Source organism: bacterium (genome assembly GCA_018814885.1).
In the GTDB taxonomy this organism is placed as follows: domain Bacteria; phylum Krumholzibacteriota; class Krumholzibacteriia; order LZORAL124-64-63; family LZORAL124-64-63; genus JAHIYU01.
Genome location: JAHIYU010000040.1, coordinates 1 through 18696 on the forward strand (window position 1 = coordinate 1; position 18696 = coordinate 18696).

Here is an 18696-nt window from a genome sequence, read left to right on the forward strand (position 1 = left end):
AGCTTCTCCTTCTTCAACCAGGCCGACCAGATCACCAACTCGCTGAAAAGCCTGATGCAGGGCGGCTTGATCGGGTCGCTGCTGGCTGTGATCGTCCTCTTCCTGTTCCTGCGGCGCCTGAGCATGACCGCGGTCGTGTCGGTGGCCATACCGCTGTCGCTCATGGGCACCGCGGTCTTCCTGTACCTGTCGAACCGTTCGCTGAATATCCTGACCATGATGGGCCTGATGCTGGGCGTGGGCATGCTCGTGGACAACGCCGTGGTGGTGCTAGAATCGATCCACCGGCGGCAGCGAACCGGCGCCAGCCCCCTTTCCGCCGCCGTGCGCGGCACGAAGGAGGTGGGCCGCGCGGTGGTGGCCTCGACGCTGACGACGATCATCGTGTTCGCGCCGATCATCGTCAGCAAGGCCGACGAGATGTCGGTGTGGCTGGGCGAGGTTGGCGTGACCATCAGCGTGATGCTGGTGCTCTCGCTGCTGATGAGCCTGACCGTGATCCCCCCGCTGTCGGTGCGCCTGACGCGCTCCCAGGGGGCCGTCGGGGAGAACGGGTGGCTGGCGACCCTGCGCGGCCGCTATCTGCGCTTGCTGAACTGGACGGCGCTGCGCCACCCGCTGCTGACCGCCCTGGTAATCGTCCCCGCGGTGCTGGCGGTGACGGTCGTCATGATGCAGGTCACCAAGTTCAAGCCCGAGCCCTTCGGCGACGAGGGCATCCGGCGCGAGAGCCTCTACATCAATTGCAACTTCACCGATCCCATGGACAAGTACCGCACCAGCGACTGCGTCCAGAAGGCCGAGGACTACCTGGAGACCCGCCGCGAGGAACTGGGCATCCGCGACATCTACATCTACTACACGGCCGACCGTGGGGGCATCTCCCTCTTTTTCGACACGGGCGTGGTGTCGGACAGCTTCTACAAGCGGATCCGCGACGACCTGCGCGAGAACCTGCCGAAGCAGGCCGGCCTGAAGTACGAGTTCGGCGACGAGGAGGGGCAGGGTTCCGGCGTGAAGACCTTCGCGGTGACGGTCTACGGCGAGGAGACCGAGCTGCTCACCGAGATCAGCCGGAACGTCAAGCTGCTGCTGGCCTCGGTCGGTGGCGTGGGCGACCTGCGCACGGACGGGGAGGACGGCAACAAGGAGATCCAGATCCACGTGGACCGCGAGGCGGCCGCGCGCGTGGGCGTGACGCCGGAGACCATCTCCCAGATCATGGGGCTGACCTACCGTGGCGTCCAGCTGCCACGCCTGAACACCGGCCTGAAGGAAGTGGACATGATCGTGGTGCTGGATCCCAGCGACCGCGAGAGCATCGAGAACCTGGCCATCCTGACCGTCGGGGCGATCGAGGGCCGCGCCGTCCAGCTCGGCCAGGTCGCCGACTTCACCATCGAGGACACCCCCCGCCGCATCTTCCGCGAGAACCAGAAGTCCGGCATCATCATCCGCGGCACCTACGACGGCGAGAACCTGGACGACGCGCTGGACAAGTTCCGGATCCTGCTCGACGGCATGGAGCTGCCCATCGGCTACGGCTGGGACTTCGGCTCGCAGATCCGCCGCTCCCAGGAGCAGCAGAGCGAGATGGGGATGAACATGCTGCTGGCGCTGGTCTGCGTATTCTTCGTGATGGCCAGCCTCTTCGAGTCGCTGCTGCACCCGCTGGTCGTGATGAGCTGCGTGCCCTTCGCGTCGGTGGGCGTCTTCTGGATCATGATGGCGACCGGCACGCCCTTCAACATGATGGCCATGATCGGCATCGTGATCCTTATCGGCATCGTGGTGAACAACGGCATCGTGCTCGTCGATCACATCAACAACCACCGCCGCGGGGGCCGGGCGATGGAGGACGCGATCCTGGCGGGCTGCCGCGACCGCATGCGTCCCATCCTGATGACCGCCGGCACCACCATCCTCGGGCTGCTGCCGCTGGCGGTCTTCCACGGCGCCCACGTGGGCGACGCCGAGTACTACCCCATGGCGCGGGCCATCATCGGCGGGCTGGCCTCGAGCACGCTGCTCACGCTGATCGTGCTGCCGACGTACTACCTGATCGCCAACCGCTATGCGGAGGCGTTCAAGGCCGGGTTGCGGGCGCTGGCGAGGGGGCGGGGGGAAGCGGTGCCAAGACGAGCATCGGAAATTTGATTCACATCATCCTCCGGGCTGCCGATATCTCCCATGAGCAAATCCGGGAGTGTCCACGTGGCCGCAAGCACGAGTTTCAAGGTCTACCGCCCCGGCGGCGCCAGGTTCGGCGCCGCCGTCACGTCGCGCCGGGTCGGGGCGACCGCCATCCGTATCCTCGAGACCGTCAGCGGCGCGGATTCGCTCACCGTCGCCGCGCGCGAGGTCGCCGACGCCATGCGCGATCTGGTGGGCTTCGAGGCCGTCTGGATCCGCCTGCGGCAGGGCGACGACTATCCAATCCTGACCGCCCGCGACGTCCCCCCCGAGATCCTGGAGAACTGCAACACCCTGCGCCGCCAGGCCCACGACTCCCTCACCTGTCTCTGCGGGGCCATACTCGACGACAAGCGTGAAAAGTCGGATGCGCCCGGTTTCACGGCTCGGGGCGGCTTCTGGACCAACTCTCTCACCGATTTTGCGTCGGGCGGCGAACTGGCCGCCGCCACCGTGGGCTTCCGCGGACACTGCGTTTCGAAGGGCTTCGAGACGCTGGTCTCGCTGCCCCTGCGCGCGGCCGGCGAGACCATCGGTCTGATCTACCTGGGCGACCGGCGCCGCGACCTGATAGACGCCGAGGTGGTCGGGCATCTCGAGGAGCTGGCCCATGGCCTGGCCGTCGCCCTGGCCTCCCTGCAGAAGGACGAGAAACGGCAGCGAGCCGAGGAGGAGCTGCGCAAGCTCAACCTGGAGCTGGAGTCGCGCGTGGCGAAGCGCACGCGCGAACTGGAGGAGACCCGCGACCGGCTGGTCGCATCGGAGAAGCAGACGGCCCTGGCGCGGTTGCTGACCGGCTTCGCCCACGAGATAAACACGCCGCTGGGGATCAGCATCACGGCGTCCTCGCTGCTCGAGGAACGCGTAGCCGCGCACCGCATGTCCGTGCACGGAGACGACGCGTTCCTGAACCTCTGCGCGGTGTCGTCGTCCCTGATCTCGGGCAACCTGCGCCGGGTCGCCACGCTGATCGAGACCCTGAAGCTCCTGTCCCCCGAGCAGATCGGCGAGCCGAAGCGCGAGGTCGCGCTCGGAGAACACCTGCGGGTATCCACGCTCGAGCACGTCGAGCGCCTCCGCGCCAAGGGGCACACGCTGGACATCCAGTGCGCGGACGACCTGCGCGTGAAGCTGTGCCCGTCCAATCTCGCGCACGTGGTCGAGGAGCTCCTGGACAACTCCCTGCGTCACGGGTTGCCGGAAGAGGGCGGCGGACACGTGAGCCTGATCGCCTGGGCCGAGGGCGGCGAACTGCACCTGCTCTACCGCGACGACGGCGTCGGCATGGACCCGGACACGCTGAACCGCATCTTCGATCCCTTCTTCACGACGCGGCGCGATCTCGACGGCTGCGGTCTCGGCATGCACATCGTCCACAACCTGGTGTACCAGTCCATGGGCGGCACGATCGAATGCTCCAGCGCACCCGGTGCCGGCCTGACGGTCCACATGGCCATCCCGATCGACGGCAAGGGCGCCTGAAGCCGCCTGCCGGAGCTTCGTTCTCGATGACAAGTGTTATATAATTGCCCCGGAGGCGCGGCGTCATCGCCGCAAGGGGCTGAAATGTCGCAACCTATCATTCCCGGCAAGCTCTCGAGACCCCCGCGCCCCGCGGGGTATCTGCCGCGCCCACGGCTCGAGAACCTCTGGGACGACTGGCGCCGGCGACGCCTCGTGCTGGTCACGGCGGGGGCCGGCTTCGGCAAGACCTCGTTGCTGGCGGCCGTCACCGCCGCCTGCACGCGCCCCGTCGCCTGGTATTCCCTTGACGAGATGGACGCCGATCCCGCCGTCTTCCGCGACCACCTGCTGGCAGCGGTCTCCGCCGGCGAGTCGCGGGGCGGCGGCGACGACGCCCGCGACCTCGCGAAGACGGTGCGCGTCCTGCGCGACCGGGAGCGGGGCTCCGTGCTGATCCTCGACGACCTGCAACTGGCGGCGACATCTCCGGACGTGCTCGGTTTCCTCGAACGCCTCGTGCGCTATCTGCCCGCCGGCCACACGCTCACCCTCGCGTCGCGCGAGCCGCTGGACATCGCGACCATGAAACTCCGCACCCAGGGAGCGGTGGCCGAGCTGCACGCGGCCGATCTGGCCTTCCGCCCCGACGAGGCTGCGGCCCTGTTCAACGCCCGCTACCCCGACGCGGCGCTCGACGCCGAGCTGGCCGAGCTCGTCGTGCGTCGCACCGAGGGCTGGGCGGCGGGTCTGGAGATCCTGCTCCAGGCGCTCGAGGGGCCGCAGGAGGACCAAGTGCGGGACGCCCTGTCGCGCCTGCGCGAGGCGGGCTCCGGCTGGTTCGCGTACTTCGCGGAGGAGGTCTTGCGGCAGCTGCCCCGGGAGACACGCGACTTCATGCGTCGTTCGTCCCTGCTGCCGCGCCTGGACAGCGAACTCTGCGACGCCGCCCTGGGTATCGAGGGCAGCGGCCGCATCCTGGCCGAGCTCTGCCGCCGCAACCTGTTCACCGTTCGCCTGGGACGCAAGGGGGAGGGATTCCGCTACCACGGCCTGTTCGAGGACTTCCTGCGCAAGCTGCAAGCGCGCGAGGGGACCCCGGCCGAGGGTCTCCGGCTCCGGCGCAACGCCGCGCGCATCCTGGAGTCGCGCGGCGAGTGGGGGGACGCCATGCTGGCGCACGCGGAGGGCGGCGCCCACGGCGCGGCGCTGTCCCTGCTCGAGAAACGCGGCGAGGAGCTGCTCGCCGCGGGACGTCACGAGATCGTCCATCGATCGCTGGCGGCCCTGCCGGCGTCCTCGCTGGTGCGCCGGCCCGTGGCCCTGCTCGTGCAGGGGCACGTCCTGGAAGCGCAGGGGGATCTGCGTGAGGCCGAGGCGACCTACCGCAAGGCCCTCTCCTGCGCGACCAGCGGGCGCCAGCGCGTGGAGCTGATGAGCAAGATGGCGCAGGTCAAGTTGAGACTGGGGCAATACCAGGCCGGCATCAACCTGTGCCGCAAGGCGTTGCGGGAGCCGGCACGCCCGGACGCGGCCACTCGCGGCAGGCTGCTGGACATGATCGGCATCTCCATGTGCGACCTCGGGCGGCTCGACGAAGGAGAGCGCCACCTGCACGAGGCGCGCGAGGTCTTCGGCAAGACGCGCGACGAGGAGGGGGAGGCGCGCGCCTTCTACCTGCTGCAGAGCAATATCCATTACCGGCGCGGAGACTTCCACCGGGCCAAGGACGCCGCCCGGCGGGCCCTGGTGATCTTCCGCAAGCGCGGCGACCTGCGCCAGGTCTGCCATTGCCTGGGCGTGCTGTCACACATCACGGCCGACGCCTGCGAGGTGCGCGAGGCCCGCGAACTCGCCCGCGAGGGCCTGCGACTGGCCGGCAGCCTGGACTATCAGCTCATCGAGGGCTATTGCCGGCTGGCGCTCGGTCGTTGCGCGATCGCCACGGGCGACCACGAGCGCGCCCAGGAGCACTACGCCGCGGCCGCGTCCTGCGGCGAGCGGGTGGGGGAAAGCGGGCTGCTTGTCTTCCCCCAATTGGGGCTGGCGGAGGCCGCCGGCCGGGCCGGTCGGCGCCACGAGGCGCGGCGCCTGGCGCAACGGGCCCTCGACGTGAGCGTGGAGAAGAAGCTGATCTACCAGGAGGCGCAGGCCAGGATCCTGCTCGGCTCGCTGTCGGACCGCGCCGCGGAGGCACGTCGTCACTGGCGGGCGGCGGAACAGACGATGCGGCGCGTGGGCATGCGGTACGACCTGCACAACCTGATACTGGTTCGCCTGGACGAGGGCGACGTCCCCGCGGCCGGGCGACCGACGCTGCTGGCCGAGATGCTGTCCGGCGTGGCGGAGATGGGGCACGACTTCATCTTCACCGTGCTGGCGCCGGAGCGGGCTCTGCGCGTGCTGCCCGACGCCTTGCGGTACGAGCACACCGCCGCCGAGGCCGCGCGCCACTTGTCGGACATGGGCGCGGCCGCCGTTCCTTTCGTGACGCCCCTGCTGCGGGATGGCGACGCGGCGGTGAGCGGGCGGGCCGCCGCGGTCATCGACCGCATCGGCGGCGAGACCGCCCGGGCGGCGCTCGGCGGCGGCGAGGAGACGACCGGGGGCGCACCCCTGCGTATCCGCGCGCTGGGATCCCTGGAGACGATCGTCGACGATCGCCGTCTCACCCTGGACGACTGGCGCTCCAAGCGCGCGCTGCGGCTCTACCAGTACCTGCTGGTGTGCCGCTTCCGCTGGGTTCCCCGCGACGAGGCCATCGAAGCGCTCTGGCCCGACACCGACCTCGACAAGGGGCTCAACAACCTGCGTCAGACCCTGCACGTCCTGCGGCGCACGCTGGCCGGGGACGACGGGGCCGGCCAGCGGCCCGACCGCTTCGTCCGCTACCACAACGAGGCGTTGCGCCTGGAACCGGGCGACGGCTACGTCTACGACGTCGAGCAGTGCGAGGCTTCGCTGCAGGAAGCCGAATCCCTGTGGAGCGATGGCGAGACCGCGGCGGCCGCCGAACCGCTGCTGGTCGCCGAAAGGCTCTACCGGGGCCATTTCCTGGCCGAGAGCCCCTACGAGGAGTTCACGGCGGACGAGCGCGAGCGCCTCCGCGACCGCCTGCTGCAGGACGTGGGTCGTCTCTGCGCCTGGTACGCGCGCCATGAGATGTGGGAGCAGCTCGTGCCCCTGGCCCGAAGGTCGATCGGCCTGGACGCCTACCACGAGGAGTTCCACCAGCGCCTGGTGGAGGGTCTGGCCGGGCTCGGCCATCGGGCCGAAGCGCTCGAGGCCTACCACCAGTACGAGACGCTCATGATCGAGGAGCTGGACCTGCTGCCTTCCAACCGCTTGAAAGCCCTGGCCGAGCGGCTGGCCGCGGGCTAGCCCACACGAAAACGGCCGCGGGAAGCGGACTCCCCGCGGCCGCGCCGGCCCCTCCCTCCGAGCTCATATCCCCCTGGAGAGACCAGCCCGATGTTCAATCATGTTCGCTTGTCGTCCGCTCACCCGGTCGACCGGCCGGCTCACGGTCGATGGACCTGCGTGCGTGAGCCGCGTTCATCCTCTCCAGGAAATCGTAGAGTTCTTCTGGCGAGGAGAAGTTGTCCTCTTCCCCCGTGCTCACATGTCTGACGCGACCGCGGAACTCGCCCGGGGTCGCGCCGAGGAATCGCACCACGTAGGTTGACATCTGGGCGTCGTCCTTCCTGGGCCGGTGGGGTCGGCCCGTGACGCGGTCAGATTACACGGGCGTCGTTACGCAGGAATTACGCGGTGGAAATATCCGTCGCATATGTGAAAATGGGAATGGATCCGATCATTACCCGGTTTTTTTGGGGGTGCTGCGTGAAAAGGGGTTGGCTCGTCCGGGGGTCGGTGGGCGTTCTCCTGGCGGTCGGTTGCGCCCTGGCCGCCGAGCCAGTGCCGACGACGGTCATGTCCTTCAACATCCGCTACGGCACGGCCGACGACGGCCCCGACAGCTGGGAGCACCGCCGCTACCTGGTGCGCCTGGCCATCCGCGAACACGACCCTTTCATCTTCGGCGTCCAGGAATGCCTGTGGGACCAGGGCGTCGAGCTGGACCGCGCCTTCGGGGGCTACCGGATCACCGGCGTGGGCCGCGACGACGGCGTGCGCCGGGGGGAGATGTGCCTGATCTTCACCCGCCGCGACCGCTACCGGGTGCTGGACCAGGGCTACTTCTGGCTCGGCGAGACGCCCGAAGTGCCGGGCAGCAAGGGCTGGGACGTCGCCTGCCCGCGCATCGTCACCTGGGTCAAGCTGCGCGACCGCTGGTGCGACCCCGATACCTTCTACTGCTTCAACACCCACCTGGACCACGCCGGCGCGGAAGCGCGCCGCCTAGGTGCGGAGCTGCTGCAGCGGCGCATGGCCGAGATCGCCGGCGGGCTGCCGATCATCCTGCTGGGAGACTTCAACGCGCCGGCCGCGGCCGACAGTCCGCCCTACCGCCTGCTGGCCGAGGAGGGCTGGCGCGCGGACGTCCCGCTGCACGACACCTGGCACGCCGCCGCCTCGGAGCAGCGGCGCCGCGGCGGCGGCACCTTCCACGGCTTCACCGGGGAGGCCACGCGCGGGCGCATCGACTGGATCCTGGCCTCGCGGGAGTTCGCGGTGATCGACGCGGGCCTCTCGCGCTTCCAGAAGGACGGCCGGTACCCGTCGGACCATTTCCCGGTCTGGGCCACGTTCCACCAGGAGCGTCATCCGCCGTTGCCCGGCGACGAGGTGGATGTGACCACCGGCGCGACGCCGCACTACTGAATCAGGCGAAGGCCACCTCGATCGTCGCGATCCGGTGCGGTGACAGGTCCAGGGTCACCCGGTTTCGCGGGTCCCCGTCCGGCGCGAGCCCGGTCCCGCGTTCCTCCAGCAGGTTCGACCGCCAGGCGCCGGTCACGTCGCGTCCGAAGGCCAGCGGGAGCGCGACCGTTTCGTCCGCCAGGTTGCAGAGCCGCACGATCAGCGTGTCGCGCTCCTGGTGGCGCTTGACGGCCGTGACCTGGATGCGCGGATCCCCGCAACGCAAGAGCCAGGCGCCGGCCGTCGCCGGTGCGGTCACGCCCTGGACCGAGAGCGGCGGGCAGCGCCAGCGCGCCGACGCGCCGGCCACGTCGGCGTCCAGCCAGCCGCCCGCGTAGGGCATCACCGCGAAGTCGAAGGCGTGCGCGCCGAGACACTGCGCCTCGGGCGTGAAGATCGTCGGCCCGGCGTTGCCGCGGCGGGTGGGCTCGATGTCGTCGCGCGAGAGCCAGCCCACGCAGCGCAGCATGGTCACCGCCAGGCCGGCGCCACCCGCCGCGTAACCTTCGACTTCCGGCAATCCGCGGTTGAAGACCGCCAGGCCGCGTTCACCGTCCTCGAGGCACGAGAAACCCTGCTGGGGCCAGGTGGCGGGCGTGGGCTGGACCCAGTCGGGTGTGGGTTCGCGCAGCAGGGGACGCTCGAGGACGAGGTAGCGATCCTCGCAGATCAAGGCGTCGGTCCGCAGCGGCGTGGGGAATTCCAGGCGCAGGCGGTGATCCTCGGCGCGGTTCTCCAGGCGCAGGCGCGCATCCAGCAGCGGCGAGCCGTGACGCAGGGTCAGCCGCAGCGTGGCCGGGCAGTCCACCGTGTCCTCGCGGCGGGCGGCGCGGTCGGCCGTCAGGCGCGACGGCAGGCGCAGCGTGAAATCGGCCTCGATGGTCCCGGCCAGCGGCGTGACGCGCACCTGTCGCACGCCGCCGGGAACGACCTCCGGACGGGAGGGGCCCGGCACCGGATGGAAGTCGTACTCGTCGCCCGCGTCGCCCCGGTCCTCCAGCCGGCCCAGTCCGCGATACGCCGCGTCGGTGGCCCTGTCGGCCAGGTCGAAGGTGCCGTCGGGATGCAGGCGCACGTCGATCAGGTCGTTCGCCAGCGTGTCGGCGCCGACGACCACCGTGCCGGCCGTCGCCGCGGGGGGCGTCCCCTCCAGCAGACGGAACAGCGCGTGACCGCAGGGCGGCAGATCGCACGCGAACTGGATCGTCAGCCGGGTGTCGAACTCGCCGTCGCCTGGTCCGTCCTTCAGCATGCGGGACCTGAAATGCGCGAGGTAGGGCGCGAAGGACGTCTCCTGCGCCTCGCCGGTGAGCTGCAGGCGATGGTCCACGCCCCAGAAACGCTCCACATGCTGCGTGTCGACGATCGCGAAGGGAACCTCGGCGCCCGCCTCGTCCACCAGGCGCAGGCTCGCGAGGTCGTAGCCGAAGGGCTGCAGGACGACCGTCCGGGTGATCACCTCGCGCCTGGGCACCGGCAGGGTGTTTGCGACGCACAGGACGGTATCGCGGTCGCCCTCGGGCCGGACGTCGAAGGTGGGGGCGAGGTCCTCGAGTGTGCGCTGCACGATCCTCTCGGCCGTCAGACGCGCGTGGGCGAAGCGCGGCGCCATGTCGCGGTGCACCTGGTCGACGCTGCAGCCGCAGATCGAATCGTGGGGATGGTTGAGCAGCAACTCGCGCCAGGCGTCGCGCAACAGGCCGCCGGGATGGGCGTGCCCGTGGAGGAAATGGGCGTAGGCGGCCAGCGGTTCGGCCGCCGCGGCCAGCAGGGTCTCGCAGCGTTCGTTGGCCTGCTTAAGCGGCATGCGCGACGACCACACGCCCGACAGGATGTTGCGGTCGAAGCCGCCGAGCATCTCGCCCGCGCGGACGCGACCGCCCGCGCCGGCCGCGCGCGCCGCCGCCACGAAATCCTCCAGCCCGGCGTGGACGAACTCGGTCTGCGGGAAGGCCTTGCGCAAGGCGTCCAGGACGCGCCGGAAATCGGCCTGGGGCGGGAAGTGGTCGCAGCCGTTGCTGACCAGGAAGGGGTCGCCGCCCGGCCGCTCGGCAGCCGCCGCGAAGAGCTCGCGCATCCGTTGCACGGCCCGCACGGGATCGATCTCGCGTCGGGTGTGCGCGTGCCACAGTTCTTCGTAACCGAGCCCGCCGGCGCCGCAGTAGCCCTCGCAATGGTTGAGCGCCAGCCCCTCGCTGCCGTCGGGGCCGCGCCAGACGAACCGCCAGCCCAGGCGCTCCGCCTCGTCGCCCAGGCCCCGCTCGAAGACGAACGAATCGAGACCGGCCTCGCGCAGCAGCTGGGGCATCTGGGCCGCGTGGCCGAAAGAATCCGGCATGTACCCCACGCGCAGCCGGTCGCCGTGGGCCCCGGCGGCCTGTCGGCCGATCAGCAGGTTGCGCGCCAGGGATTCGCCGCCGACCAGGAACTCGTCGGGCAGGACGTACCAGGGGCCCAGCGAGAGGCGCCCGGCCTCGGCCAGCGCGCGCACGCGGGAGGCGTCCGCGGGGAGCACGCGCAGGTGGTCCTCCAGGGCGGCGGCCTGGCCGTCCAGCATGAAATGACGGTCCGGGTCGGCCTCGAGGGCGTCCAGCACGCGCGACACGACGCGGACCAGGTCCACGCGGAACTCGGGAAAGGTCAGGTACCACTCGCGGTCCCAGTGGGTGTGCGAGACGACGAAGGCGCGGTGCGGGGCCCGCCCCTCAGTCGGCGTCACGACAGGCTCCCAGCAGTTCGCGCACCGTGCCGACGGCCAGGCCGACCACGGTGTCCGCCGCGCCGTAGTAGACCTTCAGGTCCGCGTCCGGGGGCGCGAAGCCCTCGCCGTCCGGCGCGTCGCAGATCCAGCCGGTGGGGAAGACCACGTTGGGCACCTGCCCGCTCAGCTCGTAGGGCGCGCGCGGCTCGAGGACGTTGCGGCGGGTGCGGGCGACGACGCGTGTCGGGTCGGTCAGGTCCAGCAGCACGGCGCCGGCCTGGTAGAGGTTGTTGCCCTGGAAGTGGGTGGCGATGCCGTGATACAGCAGCAGCCAGCCCTCGCGTGTCTTGATGGGCGGCGTGCCCGGACCGATCATCTCGTCCCACGAGCGGGGACGGCCGCGCATCACCTCGCCGACCTCGCGCCAGGCGCTCAGGTCGTCCGATGCGGAGAGGGTGATCGTGTCGCCGGTGACCGGCCCGCCCGCGAGACGCGTCCGGTTGGGACGCTCCAGCCGCAGCCACGAGCCGTCCACGCGCTCGGGAAAGACCACGCCGTTGCGCACGTCCGGCGGCGAGACGCCGGCCAGCCGCAGCACGCCGTCGCCGGTCAGCCGGCCGGTGCCGAGACGGCAGCCGTCGTCGGTGTCGATGGCGACGGTGCAGACGAGCTCGCCGTCCACGACGGTCAGCCGTGGATCGTAGACGTGGTGCGCGGTGAAGCCGGCGTCCTCCAGCCCCCGCACCTCCACCAGACGGTTCTCGACGCGGAAGCGGATGCCGTCGTGGCTCCAGGCCCGCACCAGTCCCGTCTCGCGGCCGCGCGACTGGACGCGCAGCAACAGCAGCACGCGGCCGTCCACCCGCGCCGCGCCGGGGTTGAAGACCGAACTGACGTCCACGAAGGCCGGCGGGATGTCGGGGATGTCCGCGCGGTCGAGGATGGGGTTGCCGGTGATGCGCTTGAGCGTCATGTCCGTCACCGCCAGCCGGTCAGGTGCGCCGAGACGCGCCAGTACCCGTGATGGCCCTCGTCGTCCGCCGGCCGGATGTCCTCCACGCGGTAGGTCACCTCGTGCTCGCCGGGCGCGAGCCATGCGCTCAGGTCGACCACGACGGGCAGGACGACGTCGCCGGGGCACCAGCCGCTGCGGCTGTAGTCGCTGCTCCAGGAGCCGTCCGACCAGCGGGCGCAGTAGGGATTGACCGCGCGCAGCGCGCCGCAGTCGTCGCGCCAGGGGCGGAAGCGGTGGACCTCGCGGCCGTCGACCAGGATCACGTTGTCCTTGGTGACGAACTCGTCGGCGTCCCGGCCGTCGGTGCAGTGGCCGGAGACCAGGACGTGCAGCAGGGCGCGGCGGGTGCGCTCGGGAATCGTCACGCGGCTCGACGCCTCGGGCGCCTCGGCCATCAGCCCTCCGTCCACGAAGAAAAGGCCCCGCGCCCACTGCGGCGCGTCGATGCCGCCACCCGGCGCGAACACCAGTTCCACGTCCACCTTCCAGGCGGGCGTGACCCAGGTGTCGATGAAGGCCTCGAACGCGCAGTGGCCGGCGAGCAGGGGCGCCAGGCGGGTGACGTCGACCTCGTGCTCGATCGCCCCGCCGTACGCGGTCATGAATTTCACCATCTCTACGGGCGCCATGCCCGGCTTGACGAGCGCCACGTGCCCGGCGCGGTCCCAGCGGTCCACGACGCTGAGCATGTCCTGCCGGATGGGCCGCACGCGCAGCACGGCGGTCACGCGCGAAGTACCGAGCCCCGGCGGGAACTCGCGGTAGGTGCGCATGACGCGGCCGTTGTCGCGGGCCTCGGCGAAGGGCGTGTCGTAACGTTCCGGCGCGTCGGGCGTGAAATGCAGGGTGACGTCGTCGAAGATGGTGACGACGGCGGGCGCGGGCGGTTCGACGCGGGGGCCGCAGCCGGACAGGACGACGATCAGAACCAGCGGGACGAGAGCCGGGCGCATGCGGAGGGCCTCCGTTCGGCAGGGGGGACGGGCGATTCCCGCGACTCTACACGCGGCGCGCCGTCAGGGCAACGGTTGCTGGGGCGCGGTGATGGCTTGCCCGTTGTGCTCGGGACCCAGCGAGAGCAGCAGCGGCGCCGCCGTGCGCGACCAGGCGTCCGGCGAGGGATAGGCCGCCGCCGCGCTTCCCCAGCAGGTGCGCAGCATGTCGGTGTCGATGATGCCGGGGTTCAGGGATACCGCGGCCAGGCCGGCCGGCAGCTCCGCGGCCAGCGAGCGGGTGAGGCCCTCGATGGCCCACTTGCTGGCGCAGTAGGGGCCGACCTCCGGCGCTGTCGACCGTCCCCAGCCCGAGCTGAAGTTGACGATGACGCCGCTGCCGCGCACGATCATGGCCGGCGCGAAGGCGCGGATCACGTTCAGCGTACCGTCCACGTTCACGTCCATCAGGCGGCCGAAGGCGTCGGCCGGCACCTCCCACAGGGGCGCGGGCGCGATCATCGAGGCGGCATTGTTGATCAGCAGGTCGGGCGGACCGAGGGCGTCGAGGACGGCGCCGGCCCACGCCGCCACGGCCGCCGCGTCGGAGACGTCGACGGCGTCGAAGCGGTGGGGCGGCGGGAAGGCCTCGCGCAGGGCGGCCACATGCTCGGTCGAGCGGCCGCAGCCCGCGGCGGTGCGTCCGGCCTCGGCGAAGCGGTCGACCAGGGCGCGGCCGAGGCCGCGGGTGGCGCCGGTGAGGACGATGAGTCTCGTGTCCGTCATGGAGTGCTCCGGGAGCCGTTCCGAATACTTCAGCCCCGCTGTCATCGAATCAGCTCATTCATGAATCACAAGATACACTATCACATGATCCTCCAATCGACAGACCGATGATCACCCCCGCCTGATCATATTGACCATCTGATCCAGCTGCTGCAGAAACAGCGACCGATCCTTCTTCTCGAACGGCGCCGGCCCGCCCTCCACGAGCCCCTGATCACGCAACTGTGTGAGAAGCTGCCGGGTGGCCAGCGCGTCGCACACGTTCTCCGGCGTGAACGGCCTGCCCGTGTGACCGAGCACCCGGGCGCCCTCGTCGAGACACCGCGCGGCGAGGGGAATGTCGCCGGTGATGACGATATCGTCCGTCTCGGCCTGCGCGACGATCCAGTCGTCCGCTTCGTCGAGTCCCTCGCCCACGACCACGAGTTTGATCCAGTTGCCGCCGGGGTGGCGCATGTAGCTGTTGGCGACAAGGGTGACCTGCAGGCCGTAGCGCCGGGCGACCTTGTAGACCTCGTCCTTCACGGGACATGCGTCGGCGTCGACGTAGATGTGGAGCACGATCACCTCGGGAGTGTATTTCCAACCGTGTAATTCGACCTGTCCCGGCTCCAACCGGATGAACCACAGACCCGCAGGTCCTGTCTCACAAACCCATCATCCAAGCCCTCGCGCCCTGGTGCGGCCCAGGCCGCGGGTGGCGCCGGTCAGGGCGATGGTTCCGAGCACCTTCATGCTCCCGCCTCTCCGGTTCGAGGGTCATTGCAGCCAGGCCATCGTATACCAAAACCCTGGCCGGCGTCGCCGTGTTCGTGAGCGAGTCCTGGCAGGCCGAGCTGGCGAAGTGCTATGTTGATCGGCGGAGGTCGAGGTCGTCCCCGCTGCCGGGTTCTCGAGTCCGGTCGCCCGTCTTTTTGACCCTGGCCGAGGTGGTTCGTGGCCACCGGCATCTTTGGCGGACGGTCGTCGGCCGAATGCCGGTATTCATCAAACAGCACAAGTGCAGGTCGAACGCATGGCCGATGTGATCTGGAGGCTCGAGCGGGGAGAGGGACCGGTCGTGGCGACGGCGATCCACGACGGCCACGAGGTGCGCGCCGAGGTGTTGCGGCACATGGTCGTGGACGAGGCCGCGCGTCTGCGCGAGGAGGATCCGTTCACCGGCCGGTGGACGGCGATCGCGCCGACCCGCGTGGTGGGACTGCGGTCGCGATTCGAGGTCGATCTCAACCGCCGCCGGGACACGGCGGTCTACCGCACCCCCGAGGACGCGTGGGGTCTCGAGGTCTGGCGCGACGATCTGCCCGACGATATCGTCGAGCGTTCGCTCCGCGGCTACGACGCCTTCTACTCCGCCCTCGATGAGCTGTACCGTGCGCTCGCGGGCCGGTACGGTCGCTTCCTGGTCCTCGATCTTCACTCGTACAATCACCGCCGGGATGGTATGGCCCGACCGCCGCTGGACCCGCGAAAGAACCCGCAGGTCAACGTCGGCACGGGCACGATGAGCGATCGCGGCCGCTGGGCCCGCCTGATCGAGCGGTTTATGGACGACCTGGCGGCGTACGATTTTCCGGGCGGCAGGCTGGACGTGCGGGAGAACGTTCGTTTCCGGGGCGGCGCCAGCGCCGCCTGGACCCACCGCGCCTTTCCGGACGAAGCGTGCGTGCTGTCCCTCGAGGTCAAGAAGTTCTTCATGGACGAGTGGACGGGCGAGCTGGACGCGGCGCTGTTTGATGCGGTCGGGAAAGCCCTGGGGGCCGCACTTGCCGGCGCCCTCGCCGAACTGGAGCGCGCGTGAAGCCCCCCGAGGCCAAGATGGTATCGGAGAGTTTCGTTCGGGTCATCCGCCAGCGACTGGCCGAGGGCAAGCAGGTGCGTCGGTCCCTGCCGGTGTGGGGCCGGTTGGCGGTGGACCGACCCTTGCCTTTCCTCTGCGTGTACCGGCGCCCGGGTCGGACCCGGGATCGCGCCACCTGCCGGCTCGTCACCAGCGAGGCGTCGTACCTGATCTGCTCCGCCGAGCGGAGGCAGCGAGAGGGAGTCGGCCGACTCGTGTCCGCGGTGGCCGAAACCCTGGCCGAGGAGTTCGGGAGCTTCATGATCCTGGAACTCTGGGCCGGGAACCGTCCCGAAGGGTCCGAGGCGGTCACGACGGGTTCGCTGCACCCCGCCTTCAGGATCCTGGCGCCGCGGGAGAACGGGCACGAGGCGTTGACGGACGGTTTCGAGGAGGCCCTCCGGCGCATCAAGCTCGGCCGTCGGAGAGCGACGGCCGCCATCGTCGAGAGCGCGCGGCGGTGGCCGCGCGGGCTGCCGCCCGTCATGCCGATCGACGAGACCGCGCGGCTCGGCTGTGTGGTGTACGGCCTCGAGGTCGCGCCCGTGTACCTCGACCCGGAGAACGGCGACACCTATCCCCGGGTGCTGAACGAGCTGCGCCGCAAGCTGTCGATCGCCCTCCGGCGGTTCTTCTACGAGTTCGCCAGGTCGTCCACCACGGCGGATCCGGCGCACTTCCATGTCCTCGGTCGGAGGGCCGTGGTCAACGCCGTCTGGGAAGCGGACGAAATGCTCGCAGAGACCTCGGAGGCGTTCGAATTGCTCCTCCAGTTGACGCCCGTCAACGGCGAGCAGGCCTGGCACCAGTTCGAGCGGAGCCGATTCCAGCGCATGCCCGCCTTCCACTATCGCCCGCAGCTCGCCGATCCCGTCGCTCTCAAGCGCCGTCTCTTCGCGGCGCCCGTCGAGCGGATCGAGGATCCGGCCCTGGCGCTCGTCTTCCGCCAGCGGCTGGTCGAGATCGACCGCCAGATCACCATGCTCCAGGAGCGCAACACCAGCCGCTTCCTTCACGAGAGCATCCAGCTCTTCGGCGGCGTCGACGACGACCTCCACACGCTCGCGGTCGAGCTGCTCGAGTGCATTCCCCCGCGCAGCCGCGAAGGGCCCGGCGCCGGTCATGTCGACGCCGCGGACTTCGCGCAGCGCGCTCGCGAGGAGATCGCCTACCTGCGGTCGCAATGGCCGGAGGTGACGGCCGAGGTCGAAGTGCGCCCCGACGTCGCCGGTCTGCTCGTCTCGCGCGGCAACCTCCTGGTGAGCTCGCAATCCCGCATACCGGCTTCGCGGGTCGAGGCGCTGGTCCAGCACGAGGTCGGGACCCACGTGCTCACCTATCACAACGGGAAAGCGCAGAGGCTGCGTCTCCTTTCCGCCGGGTTCGCCGGCTACGACGCCCTCCAGGAGGGCCTGGCGGTACTGGCCGAGTATCTGGCCGGCGGCCTCAGCCGGCCCCGGCTGCGCCTGCTGGCGGGAAGGGTCGTGGCGGCGCGGTGTCTACTCGAAGGCGCCTCCTTCCTCGACACGTTCCGCGTGCTACGGCGGACACACGGTTTCCCGAACCGGACAGCGTTCACGGTGACCATGCGCACCTATCGCAGCGGCGGCCTGACGAAGGATTCCGTGTATTTGCTCGGCTTGCGGCAGATTCTCGATTATGTTGGCGGGGGGGGCGAACTGGCCCCCCTGTTCGTCGGCAAGATAGCGATAGAGCACATACCGATCGTCCGCGAACTGACATGGCGCAACGTGCTGGTGCCGCCGCCGTTGGTACCGCGCTACATGCATCAGCCCGATTCGCTGGCGCGTCTCGCACGCCTGCATCGAGGCGTAAGAGTCGTGGACCTATTGAAGGGATGAGGATATGAAAATCGGGTTCCTGGTCAACGACGTGAATACCGAAAAGGTCGGATTCACGACCGTGCGTCTCGCCTGCGAGGCGGTCAACCTGGGTCACGAGGTGTTCTACTTCGGGGTCGGCGATCTCGCCTACGATTCCGACGAATGCGTCCGGGCCCGGGTCCGCACCTTTCCCGGGAAAAAGTACGGCACGCATACCAGTTTCTTCAAGGATCTCCACGGCGGCAAGGGTCTCAACGAGCGCATCACCGTCGATGATCTCGACGTCCTGATGCTGCGCAACGTGCCGTCGGACGATATCATCAGCCGGTCGTGGGCGGCCACCGTCGCGACCGAATTCGGCCGTCTCGCCATGCGGCGCGGCGTCATCGTGGTCAACGATCCCAACGGCCTGTCCAAGGCGGGGTCGAAGATGTATCTGCAGCTCTTCCCGGAGGAGGTCCGGCCGCGCACGCTGATCACACGGGACAACAGCGAGATCAAGGCGTTCGCCAAGGAGATGGGGACGATCGTTCTCAAGCCGCTGCAGGGGTCCGGGGGCGCCAGCGTTTTCCTGGTGCGGCCGGACGACATACCGAACCTCAACCAGATGATCGATGCCGTCAGCCGGGACGGCTTCGTGATCGCCCAGGAGTACCTGCCGGCGGCGGCGAAGGGCGACGTCCGCCTGTTCATGATGAACGGCCGGCCGTTCAGGGTGAAGGGGAAGTATGCGGCCTTCAGACGGGTGCGAACCGGCGGCGACATGCGCTCGAACATCCACGCCGGCGGCAAGCTGGCGGCGGCCACGATCACCGACGAGGTCCTGCGCATCGCCGAGATCGTGCGCCCGAAGCTGGTCCAGGACGGGATGTTCCTGACCGGCCTCGATGTCGTCGGCGACAAGCTGATGGAGATCAACGTCTTCAGCCCGGGCGGTCTCGGCAGCGCGCAGAAGTTCACGAAGGTGAACTTCTGTCGTTACGTCATCGAGGCGCTGCAGCGCAAGGTCGACTACATGGAGTTCTACGGGCGCAACTTCGACAACGATGAGATGTCGACACTCTGAGCGGCGCCGGCATGCGCAGGTCAGACATCTTGCG

General features: G+C 69.6%; 12 protein-coding genes. 7 read left to right on the forward strand and 5 right to left on the reverse strand.

Going from position 1 to position 18696, the window contains the following annotated elements:
- From KJ554_02255 to KJ554_02270, 4 genes are all read left to right on the forward strand, one after another.
- A partial coding sequence (locus KJ554_02255; protein ID MBU0741158.1) for an efflux RND transporter permease subunit occupies positions 1 to 2157 on the forward strand: 2157 nt, incomplete at its 5' end.
- A gap of 57 nt (positions 2158 to 2214) precedes the next feature.
- Entirely contained in the window at positions 2215 to 3675 is a 1461-nt protein-coding gene (locus KJ554_02260; GenBank protein ID MBU0741159.1) for a GAF domain-containing sensor histidine kinase, read from the forward strand.
- Positions 3676 to 3759: 84 nt separating this feature from the next.
- Positions 3760 to 7035: a hypothetical protein gene (locus KJ554_02265; GenBank protein MBU0741160.1), complete on the forward strand. Its 3276-nt coding sequence runs from the start codon at positions 3760 to 3762 to the stop codon at positions 7033 to 7035.
- Positions 7036 to 7497: 462 nt separating this feature from the next.
- Positions 7498 to 8439 carry an endonuclease/exonuclease/phosphatase family protein gene (locus tag KJ554_02270; protein ID MBU0741161.1) on the forward strand — a complete coding sequence of 314 codons (942 nt, stop codon included), beginning with the start codon at positions 7498 to 7500 and terminating at the stop codon, positions 8437 to 8439.
- A gap of 1 nt (position 8440) precedes the next feature.
- On the opposite strand, the gene KJ554_02275 is transcribed toward KJ554_02270, so the two are convergent.
- The 5 genes from KJ554_02275 to KJ554_02295 all read right to left on the reverse strand — a co-directional run bounded on the left by KJ554_02275 (position 8441) and on the right by KJ554_02295 (position 14473).
- Positions 8441 to 11197 carry a hypothetical protein gene (locus KJ554_02275; protein ID MBU0741162.1) on the reverse strand — a complete coding sequence of 919 codons (2757 nt, stop codon included), beginning with the start codon at positions 11195 to 11197 and terminating at the stop codon, positions 8441 to 8443.
- Entirely contained in the window at positions 11184 to 12152 is a 969-nt protein-coding gene (locus KJ554_02280; GenBank protein MBU0741163.1) for a glycoside hydrolase family 130 protein, read from the reverse strand. The genes KJ554_02275 and KJ554_02280 overlap by 14 nt, the downstream gene beginning before the upstream one ends.
- A 5-nt stretch (positions 12153 to 12157) precedes the next feature.
- Positions 12158 to 13147 (reverse strand): hypothetical protein, encoded by a 990-nt coding sequence (locus KJ554_02285; GenBank protein MBU0741164.1) that lies wholly within the window; start codon positions 13145 to 13147, stop codon positions 12158 to 12160.
- A 63-nt stretch (positions 13148 to 13210) separates the two neighbouring features.
- Positions 13211 to 13912, reverse strand: coding sequence for an SDR family oxidoreductase (locus KJ554_02290; protein MBU0741165.1), 702 nt, complete (start codon positions 13910 to 13912; stop codon positions 13211 to 13213).
- Positions 13913 to 14023: 111 nt separating this feature from the next.
- A complete protein-coding gene (locus KJ554_02295) occupies positions 14024 to 14473 on the reverse strand; it encodes a YaiI/YqxD family protein (protein ID MBU0741166.1) in 450 nt (149 codons plus the stop codon).
- Positions 14474 to 14927: 454 nt separating this feature from the next.
- On the opposite strand from KJ554_02295, the gene KJ554_02300 reads away from it, so the two are divergent.
- From KJ554_02300 to KJ554_02310, 3 genes are read left to right on the forward strand one after another with little or no spacing between them, the layout of a single operon-like run.
- The gene (locus KJ554_02300) at positions 14928 to 15713 is read left to right on the forward strand and encodes an N-formylglutamate amidohydrolase (GenBank protein MBU0741167.1); all 786 of its coding nucleotides are present in this window, start codon (positions 14928 to 14930) and stop codon (positions 15711 to 15713) included.
- Entirely contained in the window at positions 15710 to 17614 is a 1905-nt protein-coding gene (locus KJ554_02305) for a DUF1704 domain-containing protein (GenBank protein ID MBU0741168.1), read from the forward strand. The genes KJ554_02300 and KJ554_02305 overlap by 4 nt, the downstream gene beginning before the upstream one ends.
- A 4-nt stretch (positions 17615 to 17618) precedes the next feature.
- Positions 17619 to 18662, forward strand: a complete 1044-nt coding sequence (locus tag KJ554_02310) for a glutathione synthase (protein ID MBU0741169.1) — start codon at positions 17619 to 17621, stop codon at positions 18660 to 18662.
- Positions 18663 to 18696 lie beyond the last annotated feature (34 nt).